The 12384-nt window shown below is 66.1% G+C and carries 11 protein-coding genes; 3 read left to right on the top strand and 8 right to left on the bottom strand.

The features are described 5' to 3' along the window. Positions 1–107 precede the first annotated feature (107 nt). Complete coding sequence (locus tag GGR03_RS24160) at positions 108–464, top strand: helix-turn-helix domain-containing protein (RefSeq protein WP_252920114.1); 357 nt, start codon at positions 108–110, stop codon at positions 462–464. Positions 465–473: 9 nt separating this feature from the next. Here the strand turns inward: GGR03_RS24160 and GGR03_RS02435 are convergent, their stop codons facing one another. Further along, positions 474–1427: a DMT family transporter gene (locus tag GGR03_RS02435; protein ID WP_281378949.1), complete on the bottom strand. Its 954-nt coding sequence runs from the start codon at positions 1425–1427 to the stop codon at positions 474–476. 81 nt (positions 1428–1508) lie between these two features. Here GGR03_RS02435 and GGR03_RS02430 point away from each other — a divergent pair, with 81 nt between their 5' ends. Then, entirely contained in the window at positions 1509–1958 is a 450-nt protein-coding gene (locus GGR03_RS02430; RefSeq protein ID WP_183205971.1) for a YaiI/YqxD family protein, read from the top strand. 246 nt (positions 1959–2204) lie between these two features. Continuing rightward, entirely contained in the window at positions 2205–3167 is a 963-nt protein-coding gene (locus tag GGR03_RS02425) for a sensor domain-containing diguanylate cyclase (RefSeq protein WP_246367666.1), read from the top strand. Between the two features lie 16 nt (positions 3168–3183). On the opposite strand, the gene GGR03_RS02420 is transcribed toward GGR03_RS02425, so the two are convergent. The 7 genes from GGR03_RS02420 to GGR03_RS02390 form a co-directional block, all read right to left on the bottom strand. Beyond that, complete coding sequence (locus GGR03_RS02420; RefSeq protein WP_183205970.1) at positions 3184–4716, bottom strand: acyl-CoA carboxylase subunit beta; 1533 nt, start codon at positions 4714–4716, stop codon at positions 3184–3186. Between the two features lie 90 nt (positions 4717–4806). After that, on the bottom strand, positions 4807–5532 hold the full coding sequence (locus GGR03_RS02415) for an ATP12 family chaperone protein (protein ID WP_183205969.1): 726 nt from the start codon (positions 5530–5532) through the stop codon (positions 4807–4809). A 66-nt stretch (positions 5533–5598) separates the two neighbouring features. Beyond that, positions 5599–6306, bottom strand: a complete 708-nt coding sequence (locus GGR03_RS02410) for an HAD-IA family hydrolase (RefSeq protein WP_183205968.1) — start codon at positions 6304–6306, stop codon at positions 5599–5601. Beyond that, on the bottom strand, positions 6306–7286 hold the full coding sequence (locus GGR03_RS02405; protein WP_183205967.1) for an RluA family pseudouridine synthase: 981 nt from the start codon (positions 7284–7286) through the stop codon (positions 6306–6308). Before GGR03_RS02405 ends, GGR03_RS02410 begins: the two co-directional genes overlap by 1 nt. A 224-nt stretch (positions 7287–7510) precedes the next feature. Next, on the bottom strand, positions 7511–9118 hold the full coding sequence (locus GGR03_RS02400; RefSeq protein ID WP_183205966.1) for a BCCT family transporter: 1608 nt from the start codon (positions 9116–9118) through the stop codon (positions 7511–7513). 244 nt (positions 9119–9362) lie between these two features. Continuing rightward, entirely contained in the window at positions 9363–10712 is a 1350-nt protein-coding gene (locus GGR03_RS02395; protein WP_183205965.1) for a replication-associated recombination protein A, read from the bottom strand. Between the two features lies 1 nt (position 10713). Further along, the gene (locus GGR03_RS02390) at positions 10714–12276 is read right to left on the bottom strand and encodes a Do family serine endopeptidase (protein ID WP_183205964.1); all 1563 of its coding nucleotides are present in this window, start codon (positions 12274–12276) and stop codon (positions 10714–10716) included. Positions 12277–12384 lie beyond the last annotated feature (108 nt).

The raw sequence follows: 12384 nt of genomic DNA, 5'->3' as shown, positions 1-12384 counted from the left end.
AGCCAAGGGTCGGCACCGCCGCAAGACGTTTGCCCGACGACGCTCATCAGACAGCAGCTTGGGGCTGTCGATGCGATAGATGGGGTTACCCGACCGGAGGGGAAAAAGTGGATAACATCACCGCACGCAGGGATCACGATACGCTGGGCGGCCGCATCCAGCGCAGCCGCGAGACGCTCGGGATGGCGACGTCGCAGCTGGCAGCGCGGCTCGGCGTAAAGCCGGAGACCATGCGCGGATGGGAGCGTGACCGGGCGGAACCGCGCGCCAACAAGCTGATCACCCTCGCGGGGATCCTCGGCGTCAGCCCGGCCTGGCTGATCGGCGGCTATGGTGCCGCACCGGAAGACGAGCCCGTGCCCGGATCCGACCATGCCGATCGCCTGGCGGCCCTCAGATCTCGCCGCGACGGGCTCGATCGGGAGATCGCGCGGCTCGAAGAGCAGGACTCGGCCGCGGGCTGACACAGTCGCTCAGTGGACCAGCGGCGGCGGTGGAAGATTGCGGGCGAGACGCTTTTCACGAGCGTAGATGAAAAGCCCGGAGCCGACGATGATCGCCATGCCGAACCATTTTGCGCCGTCCGGCACTTCGCCGAAGATCAGGTAGCCGAGAAGAACCGCCGAGACGATCTCGACATAGCCGAAGGGCGCCAGCACCGACGCCGGCGCCAGCCGGTAGGCGAGAATGAAAAGCAAATGGCCGATCGCCCCGATAAGGCCGGTGAGCAGCAGCAGCTGCCATATCGCTGCCGACGCCGGCCAGGCGAGGCGCAGGGCGGGAATGTCGAATGGCAGGGTTACGACCATCACCGCCGACAGCACCACGCTGCCCCCGAGGCCCGAGTAGAACAGCATCGTAAGCGGCTTGGCACCGTGCGAAACCTTGCGCGTCACGATCATGTACAGTGCGGCACAGACGGCGGCGACCACCGGAAACAGTGATGGTACGCCGAACACCGCATAGCTGGGACGGACGATGACGAGAGCGCCGATAAAGCCGACGGCGGCGGCAGCGATTCGCTGCCAGCCGATCCGCTCCTTCAGCAGCACGCCGGATAATAGCGTGACGATCATCGGCTGGATCAGGAACACCGCCGAGGCATCGGCAAGCGGCATGAACTCGAGCGCCGCAAAGAAGGCGACGCCGGAGAAGGCAAGCAGCGCACCTCGCAGCAGGTTCAGCCAGAGATGGGTGGTGCTAAGACCACTGCGCCCGCGGGCCAGCAGCAGGACGGGCAGAATCAGCCCGGCCTGGAGGACGAGACGGACCAGCGCGACCTCGCCCGCCGATACGCGATACGTCATCACGAGGATCTTGCCGAAAGCGTCCAGCAGCGGAATGAATGCCGCGGCGGCAATCATGATGGCTATCCCGCGCAGCACTTCGGCCGGAGTGTTTTCAAAGGTTCTGGCAAGTGACGTCATGGTGCTTCATGGCATGTTGCGATCATCCCCGTCGCCGAGGATCGTTTGCCGGCGAACGGCGACAGGCGAGTGGAAAACTTGATGCCCCGTAAAGTACTGATCGATGCCGATGCCTGCCCGGTGAAGGACGAGGCGATCGAGGTGGCCCTGCGCCACGACGCCGAGGCATTCCTCGTGTCGAACGGCGGGATGCGGCCGTCGCGTTATCCCGATGCCCGAATCGTGGTCGTGGCGGAGGGCGCGGACGCTGCCGACGACTGGATCGCCGAAGCGGCAGCGCCGGAAGACGTCGTCATCACGGCGGACATCCCCCTCGCCGCCAGGGCGCTCGAAGCCGGCGCCGCCGCCCTTGGTCCGACAGGGCGAGAATTCACGCCGGAGTCGATCGGTGCGGCACTGTCCATGCGCGCGTTCAAGCAGCATCTGCGCGAGACGGGCGAGAGCAAGGGCTACAACGCCTCCTTCACCGCCGCCGACCGGTCGCGATTTCGACAGGCGCTGGAGTTGATCCTGAGACGGTCGCGGGCGTAAGCCCCGGCTGCGTCGCGAGCGACTTCACAGAATTCATCCAGACTGTCGACACCAAGGATGTCCCGCTCCACGGGTCCATATCATATCTTCCCAAGCGAAAACCCCAAAAACTCTCAATCTTTCCTTGCGCTGCGCTTTTGCCATCAAGATATGATGAGTCTTGCAACAGTGAAACAGAATTCGTTAAGATCTCTGTTCCAATAATGGCGATGCAACGTTTCAGATGGAATGGGAGGGTTGAATGCGATGATGCGCGAGGCGAAATACCACACCTTCGCCGTTCAGTTGATGGAGCATCTCGTCGTCCCCACCTTTGTGCTCGACGCCGCCGGCCGGGTGATCATCTGGAATCGCGCCTGCGAACGGATGACCGGGGTGCCGGCATCAGCGGTTCTCGGTACGCGCCGTCACTGGACCGGCTTCTACCAGCAACAGCGCCGTTGCTTGGCCGACCTGGTACTTGAGGGAGCGTCGGCGCGGGTCGCCGAGTTCTACGAGATCGACCGGAGCCTGGACTGCCAGACCGGCGCCCTGTCTGCCGAAAACTGGTGCGTATTTCCGACGGGCCGCGGCCGCCGCTATCTGGCGATCGATGCCGGTCCCATCTACGCCGACGATGGCACCCTCATCGCGGTCGTCGAGACGCTGCGCGACATCACCGCACAGAAGGAGGCACAGTCGGCGCTCGAGCTTCTGGCGAGCCTGGACGGGCTGACCGGCATCGCCAATCGCCGGGCCTTCGACGTGCGTTTCGAGAGCGAATGGGAGTTGGCGGCCCGCTCCGGCCAGCCGCTTTCGCTGCTGATGATCGATATCGACCATTTCAAGATATACAACGACCATCTTGGCCATCAGTGTGGCGACGACTGCCTGAAGCGGATCGCCCAGATCATCGTCGGAGAGACGCGCGGCGACGTGGATATCGTGGCGCGGTACGGCGGCGAGGAGTTTGCCGTCGTCTTGCCGCATGCCGGCCTCGACGGGGCGCTCTCGGTAGCGCACAGAATCCTGGAGGCGACGGACCGCGCAGCCATCCCCCATCACGAGGCCTCTTCTCAAGACCGGGTGACGATCAGTATCGGAGCTGCCAGCCGGAATTCGGAGATGACCTCGCCCGCCGATCTCATCGCGGCTGCGGATGCCTCGCTCTACGCCGCCAAGCAGCGCGGCCGAAACCTCATCGTCGCGCAGCGCTCCGTCGCCGCCTGAAACGACGACGCGCCGCCTATAGCGGGATGTTGTCGTGCTTCTTCCAGGGGTTCTCGAGATCCTTGTTGCGCAGCATCGCCAGCGCCCTGGCGACGCGGCGCCGCGTCGAGTGCGGCATGATCACCTCGTCGACATAGCCGCGCTCGGCGGCGACGAACGGCGACAGGAAACGCTCCTCATATTCCCGCGTGTGCTGCGCCAGCTTCTCAGGGTCCGCCGCGTCCCGCCGGTGGATGATCTCCGCCGCCCCCTTGGCGCCCATCACGGCGATCTGCGCCGTCGGCCAGGCATAGTTGATGTCGCCGCGAAGGTGCTTCGAGGCCATGACATCGTAGGCGCCGCCGAAGGCCTTGCGGGTGATCACCGTAACCTTCGGCACCGTCGCCTCGGCATAGGCGAAGAGCAGCTTGGCGCCGTGCTTGATCAGGCCGCCCTGCTCCTGCGCGGTACCCGGCAGGAAACCCGGCACGTCGACGAAGGTCAGGACCGGGATGGAGAAGCAATCGCAGAACCGGACAAAGCGCGCTGCCTTGCGCGAGGCGTCGGAATCGAGGACGCCGGCCAGCACCATCGGCTGGTTGGCGACGATGCCGACGGTTCGGCCCTCGATGCGGCCAAAACCGGTGACGATGTTCTTGGCGAACGCCGCCTGGATCTCGAAGAAATCGGCCTCGTCGACCGTCTTGGCGATCAGCTCCTTGATGTCGTACGGCTTGTTGGCATTGTCCGGCACGAGCGTATCGAGCGAGGGGTCCTCCTCCGTCACCGATTGGCTGAAGCTCAGTTCCGGCACCGGCGACGTGTTCGAGGCGGGCAACAGGTCGATCAGCCGGCGCATCTCGGTCAGCGCGGCGATGTCGTTGTCGTACGCGCCGTCGGCGATCGAAGACTTCACCGTGTGGACCGACGCACCGCCGAGCTCCTCGGCCGTGACGGTCTCGTTGGTCACGGTCTTCACGACGTCCGGGCCGGTGACGAACATGTAGGACGTATCGCGGACCATGAAGATGAAGTCGGTCATCGCCGGGGAATAGACGTCGCCGCCGGCGCAAGGGCCCATGATCACGGAGATCTGCGGGATGACGCCGGAGGCGAGGACGTTGCGCTGGAAGATCTCGGCATAGCCGCCGAGCGCGGCGACCCCTTCCTGTATGCGGGCGCCGCCGGCATCGTAGAAGCCGATGATCGGCGCGCGATTGCGCAGCGCCATGTCTAGGACCTTCTGGACCTTCTCGGCATGCGCCTCGGACAGCGAGCCGCCGAAGACGGTGAAGTCCTTGGCGAAGACGAAGACGGTGCGGCCGTTCACCGTGCCCCAGCCGGTGACGACGCCGTCGCCGGGAATGGTCTGTTCAGCCATGCCGAAATCCGTCCCGCGGTGCTGGACGAACATGTCGAATTCCTCGAACGAGCCCTCGTCGAGAAACACGTCGAGCCGCTCGCGGGCGGTGAGCTTGCCCTTGGCATGCTGCGCGTCGATGCGTTTACGGCCACCGCCTTGTCGGGCCTGCTCGCGCCGTGCCTCGAGTTCCCCCAGCATGTCCCGCATTTGCTTCCCTCCTCCCAGTCACCCTGTCACGGGCGCTGCCCGATGGCCGTTAGCACACCCACGGAGGAACTTCACCGCCCGCGGTCTGGCTCAACGACCGGCGAGGATCAGCGCCGCCGCCTGCATCTCTTCCCATCGCAGTGCCCGCCGTATCTCGGCTTCTGCATCGGCGCCCCATTGCTCGATGTTCCAGTCTTCATCCAGATGCGCCAGCGACCACGCCTCCTCTGCCGTGACGTGGCCGTCCGCCAGCGCCAGTGCCAGCAGTGCCGAGCCGGTCAGCGTGGTCACCTGGTGTAATGCCGCAACGGCGAAGGGATCGGCGAAATCGGCGACGTGCCTGGCAACCGCGCGCAGGGAGGGCTCCGGCTGGGCGACATGCATCACGCCTTCCGCGAGCAGAAAGCGCGCGCCCAGCCGCTGATGCACCCATTCGAGGATCGGATCCCAGCGGTCGCGCTGTCGCTCGACCAGCCGCGCCGGGTCTCCGGCGCGATAGAACAGCAGATCCGTCTCCGCATAACGCGCGACGTCGGTCCGCACCGGATCCGGATCGTCGGCGATGGCGTCGACGACGGTGTTGACGAGGCGGGTCACGGGCATCGTCGCCGGGTCAATACGTTCCCCTTGCGCCTCCCATTCGGCCGCCACCGCGTCCGCGACGGCCCGACTGGGGATGGCCAGCGGGCGGCGCGCGGGCGTCTTGACCGGCCGTCCGTCGAGGAGGATGGCGTGGCCGCCCTCGCCTTCCGACACGGTGACTTCCGCGTAGAAGCGCTTCGGCAGTTCCGGGCGAGGGTTGATCGACTTGCTCATTGCGTCACTCGTCGGGATGGTGGACCAACGGGATGGAAGCAATGCTCCCGCGCCCGGCACGATCCTTCAGGAAACGGCGCTCAGCACTTCCCGGCGGGCGGTGGCAAGGCCGCCTTCGCGCCACTGGTCGATCAGCAGACCGAGTTCTCCAGGCGTGCCGGCCACCTCTGCCGCACCGGCTGAGAAGAGCATGTCGGGTCGATGGGTTCCCCAGGCGACACCGATTGCCGTCGCGCCGGCAGCGCGAGCCATTTCGACGTCGTAGATCGAATCGCCGACCACCAACGTATCCTGTGCACCGACCCCAAGGGCCTCGCAGCATTCGAGTACCATCGCCGGATGCGGCTTGGACGGGCAGTCGTCGGCCGTGCGAACCACCGAGAACGCAGCCGCCATATCGTGCTCCGCGCAAAGCGCTGCGACACCCCTGCGGGATTTTCCGGTGACCATGCCAAGAAGCAGGGAATCGCGCGCCGAAAGCCGATCGATCAGCCCCCTCATCTCGGGGAACAGCATTTCGCGGAAGCCCGGTTCCACACGCGCCGCGCGGAACTGCGTCCGGTAGCCGGTGACCAGGGAGGCAAGCAGCGAGGCCTCCACGCCCGGGTGCAGGCGGGCGATGGCGACATCGAGCGAGAGGCCGATGATGTCCCGCGTCGCCGCGTCTGCCGGAGCATCCAGGCCATGAGCCACGAAGGTGCGCCGCATGATGTCGCAGATCACGCCGCAGGAATCGGCGATGGTGCCGTCGCAGTCGAAGAGGATCGCCTTCATCAGTCGCCGAGCTCCTCGTCGAAGCCGAAGAGGTTGAAGGTCTGCACCATGTGCGGTGGCAGCGGCGCCACCTGGTCCACCAGGCCGCCATCGGGATGCGGGATCACGATCCGCCGCGCATGGAGATGCAGCCGCTTCTGGACGCCGCCGGGGAAGTCCCAGTTGGTGTCGTGCTCGAAATATTTCGGGTCGCCGAGGATCGGATGGCCGAGATGCAGGGCATGGACGCGCAGCTGATGGGTGCGGCCGGTATAGGGCTCCATCTCCAGCCAGGCGAAGTTCTGCGCCAGGTTCTCGATCACCCGGTAGTGCGTCAGGGCGTGGTCGGCCCCCTCCTCACCATGCTTGGCGACGCGCATCCGGTCGCCGTCCTCCGTCTGCTCCTTCACCAGATAGGTGGAGATGCGGCCGTCGTGGGGAACCGGGACTCCCTTCACCACGGCCCAGTAGGTCTTCTTGGTGTCGCGTTCGCGGAACGAGCGGGTCAGTGCCGTGGCGGCGCCGCGCGTGCGGGCCACCACCAGGACGCCGGACGTGTCGCGGTCGAGCCGATGTACCAGCCTGGGCTTCTCGCCCTTCCGGCTGCGCCAGGCCTCGAGCATCTTGTCGACATGGCGCGAGACGCCCGAGCCGCCCTGCACCGCCAGCCCTGCCGGCTTGTTGAACACCAGCACCTTGTCGTCCTCGTAGATCAGCATCTGCGAGAGAACGTCGCCGTCGTTGCGGTCGCGCATCGTGTTGGGTGTGAGCGGACCGACGCGGCGCGCGGCATCGCTGCCCATGGGCGGGACGCGGATCATCTGGCCCGGCGCGACGCGCGTGTCGGACTTGGCGCGACCGCCGTCGACCCGCACCTGTCCGGAGCGCAGGAGCTTCTGCAGGTGGCCGAAGCCGAGGCCCGGATAATGCAGCTTGAACCACCGGTCGAGGCGCAGCCCGGCCTCGTCGTCTTCAACGCGCTTCTGTTCTACCGATGCCATGATCCGGCTTATCCTTCCCGACGCGTCGGACGGATCATACCGCCACAAACGTCAAGCAGCCCCGCAAGCGGGGCCGCGACACCCGGACGCCGGCGGTGCGAGGAGCACTCCGCCGGCAGCGACCGGGTCATTCCATCATTGCGCCTCTATACCGTCAGCCGCCCGGCGGGGATAGTCGGCACACAAGCGCCGACCCTGCTCCGCCGACGTGGCGGCTGTGAGGCCTAGCTTGCTTCGGCCCGTACGTTTTCCAGGAAGGGCTTGCGACGCTCGGCGCGCAGGCCGAGGAAGGTCGACCAGCACAGCGCGATCAGCAGGAAGGCAAACGGAAAGCCCGTGGTGATGGCCGCTCCCTGCAAGGCCGCAAGGCCGCCGCCTGCCAGCAGCGCGATCGCCACCAGGCCTTCGAAGGATGCCCAGAACACCCGCTGCGACACCGGCGCGTCGATCTTGCCGCCGGCGGTGATCGTATCGATCACCAGCGAGCCTGAGTCCGACGAGGTGACGAAGAACACGATTACCAGCACGATCCCGACGAACGAGCTGATCATCGACAGCGGCAGCTGGTCGAGCATGACGAAGAGCTTCACCTCGAGCGCGGCATCGACGATGCCGTCGAAGCCGGCGATCGTCTGGGTCAGCGCAGTGCCGCCGAAGACGGTCATCCAGATCACCGACACGATCGTCGGGATCAAGAGGACGCAGGTGATGAACTCGCGCACCGAGCGACCCCGCGACACCCGGGCAATGAACATCCCGACGAAAGGCGACCAGCTCATCCACCACGCCCAGTAGAACGTCGTCCAGCCGGTGCGGTAGTCATCGTCGCCGCGACCGAAGGGATTGGAGAGCGGCACCAGCTCCCTGATGTACTCCCAGCCATTGCCGAAGAAGCCGCGAACCAGCACGAGGGTAGGACCGACGGTGAAGATGAAGACCAGGAGCAGCAGCGCCAGGCCCATGTTGATCTCCGACAGCCGCTTCACGCCGGCATCCAGCCCCGCGAGCACCGAGACCAGGGCGACACCTGTAATGAGCACGATCAGCACGATGTTGCTGAACAGCGTATCGGGCACGCCGAACAGGTAGCTTAGGCCGGCAACCGCCTGCTGGGCCCCGAGCCCGAGCGAGGTCGCAAGACCGAAAAGCGTCGCGAAGACAGCCAGCGTGTCGATGATGTGGCCGGGCCAGCCCCAGACGCGTTCGCCGAGCAACGGGTAAAAGGCCGAGCGCATGGTCAGCGGCAGGCCCCAGTTGTAGCTGAAGAAGGCCAGCGCCAGCCCGACCACCGCGTAGATCGCCCAGGGATGCAGACCCCAATGATAGATTGTCGCGGCCATGCCGAGGCGGCGCGACGCCAGCTCGTCGCCCACGGCGCCGCCGAGCGGAGCGGCGCTGCCGCCCTCCAGCGAGGCGGTGAAGTGGGTGATCGGCTCGGAGACGCCATAGAACATCAGGCCGATACCCATGCCGGCGGCGAACAGCATCGAGAACCAACCGAAATAGCCGAACTCGGGGAGTGCGTCCTTGCCGCCGAGGCGGATCTTCCCGAGCGGAGACAGCACGAGATAGAGGCAGAACAGCACGAAGATGTTGCCGGCCAGGATGAAGAACCAGTCGAAGGTCGAGGTGATGGCCGGACGAAGCCAGCCGAAGAAGCCGTCGACGGCGTCGGGAAACAGCAGCGTCAACGCGACGAAGGTAATGATCACCGCAGCCGAGATCGGAAATACCGGATTGTGAATGTCGAGGCCGAACCGCTGGACATTGTCCTGGCCGACTTCGTAATTCGTCACCGATTCTTCGGGAATCTGCGTCTCTTCGGTGCTCATCGCTTCCTCGTCTCGGTTTGGGCGGTAGGCCGGGCGGCGCTAGAGGCCACGGCAAGCAACCGCTTTGACGGGACAAAGCGGTGCGATCAGCCAGAGAAAATCGGCGGCGGCCTTGGTGGCTGGCGCGTCTCGCGGCGGCCCGAAGAACCGGCCACCCAGGGCGTCATACACGATTTCAGGCGAGATTGTGGCTCGGCAGCGACATTTTTCGTTCGCGAGGGGCGAATTCGAGCCGACGGACGTCCTAGCGGCGGCTTTTCTTCGTCGCTTCGCGCAGATCTGCCCAATGCGACATCCGTTCGCGCAAGGCCGCTTCCCTGCCGCGGTCGGTAGGGCGGTAAAATTCCCGGCGGCCCATCTCTTCCGGGAAATAATCCTGACCCGAGAACGCCTCCGGCGCATCGTGGTCGTAGGCGTAGCCCGAGCCGTAGCCCTCGTCCTGCATCAGCTGGGTGGGCGCGTTGAGGATGTGCTTCGGTGGCAAGAGCGAGCCATGCTCGCGGGCCGCACGCATCGCCGCCTTGTACGCGACATAGACGGCGTACGATTTGGGCGCGGCCGCGAGATAGACGGTCGCTTCGGCCAGTGCCAGTTCCCCCTCCGGCGAGCCCAGGTAATCGTAGGCGTCCTTGGCGGCGAGCGCGATATGTAGTGCGCTTGGATCGGCGAGACCGATGTCCTCCGCCGCCATGCGCACCAGGCGCCGCCCGAGATAGAGCGGGTTCTCGCCGGCATCGAGCATGCGGCAGAGCCAGTAGAGAGCCGCGTCCGGATCGGACCCCCGAACCGATTTATGCAGCGCCGAGATCAGGTTGTAATGGCCGTCCTGACTCTTGTCGTAGACCGGCGCGCGCCGCTGCACGACGTCCTGGACAGTCGCCGCATCGAATATCTCGCCGGTCTTCGCCGCGCGCCAGACCTCCTCGGCGAGCGTCAGGATCGCCCTGCCATCACCGTCCGCCATCCGCACCAGCGCGAGCCTGGCCTCCTCGTCGAGCGGCAACGGCCTTGCTTCGGCCTCTTCGGCACGCTCGAGCAGCCGCGCCAAGCTCTCCGGCCCGTGCGACCGGAAGGTCAGGACGCGGGCTCGCGACAAGAGCGCGGCGTTCAGTTCGAAGGAGGGGTTTTCGGTAGTTGCCCCGACCAGCACGACGGTGCCGTCTTCCATCACCGGCAGAAACGAATCCTGCTGAGCACGGTTGAAGCGGTGGATCTCGTCGACGAAGAGCAGCGTGCGCGTGCCGTTGGTGCGACGCAGCCGCGCCGCCTCGAATACCTTCTTGAGGTCAGCCACGCCGGAAAATATCGCCGAGATCTGCTCGAAAGCGTAGTCGACCTCGCTCGCGAGCAATCGGGCGACGGTGGTCTTGCCGGTCCCGGGCGGGCCCCAGAACACCATCGAGCCAAGGCTTCCCGCATCCAGCATGCGCGACAGTACCCCGTCCGGGCCAGTCAGATGCTCCTGGCCCACCACCTCGCCCAGCGTCCGCGGCCGCAGCCGGTCGGCAAGCGGGCGCGAGCCGTCGTCGAACGGAACGGAAGCGCGTCGAGATCCGCGGGGCGCTGCAGGGGCTTCGCCGAAGAGATCGCTCATCTCAGCGCACCAGTTGCGACATGCGGCGGCCGTCACGCTCAAGCTCGAACCGCCAGCCAAGAAAGCGGCCGGCGAGCATCGCTTCCAATGCCTCGGTCGATTCGATCGGCTGGCCGTTCAGCGCCAGCAGGATGTCGCGGGGACGCAGGCCGAACCGGGCAGCATAGGAGCCCCGCGCGACTGCCGTCACCACGACCCCGGTCTTGTTCATCGGCAGATCGAGTTCGGAGGCGACGCGCGGCGAGAGGTTGAGCACGGTCGCGCCGGCAAACGGAGTCTCTCCGCCGAGGACGCGCTCGTCGCGCGGCGGCGTCTCGGGTGCCGGCTGCAGCGGCAGATCCACCGCGAGGCGCTCGTTGCCACGCAGGATCTGCAGCCTCGCGACGCCCCCGATGCCGGTCGTAGCAAGCCGGTAGCCAAGCGCATCGGGACTGTCGATGGCGACGTCGCCGACCCCCAGGATGACATCGCCGACCTCCAGCCCCGCCTCGGCAGCCGGCGTGTCGCCGCCGACCTCATGAACGAGGGCGCCGGTCGGCCGATCGAGCCCCAGCGCCTCGGCGATGTCCGGCGTGACCGGCGCAAATCCCGCGCCGAGGAAAGGCTGCTCGAAGCGATCGCCTTCGCGGGCTGCGCGAACGAAACTCGCCACCATGTTGGACGGAATGGCAAAACCGATTCCATTGGAGCCGCCGGAGCGGGAGAAGATCGCTGTGTTGACGCCCACCAGTTGCCCCTGCATGTCGATGAGCGCGCCGCCGGAATTGCCGGGATTGATCGCCGCGTCCGTCTGGATGAAGAAGCCGAAATCGTTGACGCCGATATGAGTACGGGCGAGCGCCGAGACGATGCCGTTGGTCACGGTCTGGCCGATCCCGAATGGGTTGCCGATCGCCAGCACGAGGTCGCCGATCTCCAGCCCGTCGGAATTGCCCATGGCCAGAGTCGGGAACGGGCCCTCCCCCTCGATCTTCAGCACCGCCAGATCGACCTTGTCGTCCTTCAGGAGGACGGTGGTCTGGAACTCCCGCCCGTCGGCAAAGGCGATCTTCACCTCGTCGGCGTCGGCAACGACATGGTTGTTCGTCACGACGAGCCCCATCCTGTCGACGATCACCCCGGACCCCAACGAGGATTCCATGCGCGGGCGGGAATCGAAACGCTGGCCGAAGAACTGGCCGAAGAACGGATCGTTGGCGAAGGGCGACTGGCGTGCCGGCACGGCGCGCGCCGCGTAGACGTTGACGACGGCGGGTGCCGTCTCCTTCACCAGAGGCGCGAAGGACAGCTGAATCTGGGCTTCGGCTGACGGAAGGCGGCGTTCGGGTCCGACCGCTTCGGCCGGAACCGGCGCCGTCGCGAGCGAGTCGCCTGCGAGTGGCTGGCCGTCGCTACCGGGAGCCGAGGGCCGGGTCGCGTCGTTCGCCGCGCCATCCCCCTGGCCGAACAGCCCCTGCACGAGACCGCGAAGGCTCCACCCCTCCTCCGCAACGGCGCCGTGAGGCGGCAGAGGAATCGCGATGAACGAGATCAGAAGGATTCTGAGAAGTCGGTTCGGACGCATGACCCGCCTGTCGTTATCCGGCGCCCCGCGTCGCTTGGGTCCGGCAGGAGCCGGAGACCGTCCACGAAAAAGGGGCCACGAAGGCCCCTTATCACACGCTTGGTCGGT

It is taken from the genome of Aurantimonas endophytica (assembly GCF_014196845.1).
Lineage (GTDB): Bacteria > Pseudomonadota > Alphaproteobacteria > Rhizobiales > Rhizobiaceae > Aurantimonas > Aurantimonas endophytica.
Note: the sequence above shows the minus strand (reverse complement) of the source record. Positions and strands in the feature narration are given on the sequence as shown.

Coding starts and splice junctions, on each gene's coding strand:
- GGR03_RS02435 (WP_281378949.1), bottom strand. CDS start 1,427: ATGACGTCACTTGCCAGAACCTTTGAAAACACTCCGGCCGAAGTGCTG.
- GGR03_RS02430 (WP_183205971.1), top strand. CDS start 1,509: ATGCCCCGTAAAGTACTGATCGATGCCGATGCCTGCCCGGTGAAGGAC.
- GGR03_RS02425 (WP_246367666.1), top strand. CDS start 2,205: ATGATGCGCGAGGCGAAATACCACACCTTCGCCGTTCAGTTGATGGAG.
- GGR03_RS02420 (WP_183205970.1), bottom strand. CDS start 4,716: ATGCGGGACATGCTGGGGGAACTCGAGGCACGGCGCGAGCAGGCCCGA.
- GGR03_RS02415 (WP_183205969.1), bottom strand. CDS start 5,532: ATGAGCAAGTCGATCAACCCTCGCCCGGAACTGCCGAAGCGCTTCTAC.
- GGR03_RS02410 (WP_183205968.1), bottom strand. CDS start 6,306: ATGAAGGCGATCCTCTTCGACTGCGACGGCACCATCGCCGATTCCTGC.
- GGR03_RS02405 (WP_183205967.1), bottom strand. CDS start 7,286: ATGGCATCGGTAGAACAGAAGCGCGTTGAAGACGACGAGGCCGGGCTG.
- GGR03_RS02400 (WP_183205966.1), bottom strand. CDS start 9,118: ATGAGCACCGAAGAGACGCAGATTCCCGAAGAATCGGTGACGAATTAC.
- GGR03_RS02395 (WP_183205965.1), bottom strand. CDS start 10,712: ATGAGCGATCTCTTCGGCGAAGCCCCTGCAGCGCCCCGCGGATCTCGA.
- GGR03_RS02390 (WP_183205964.1), bottom strand. CDS start 12,276: ATGCGTCCGAACCGACTTCTCAGAATCCTTCTGATCTCGTTCATCGCG.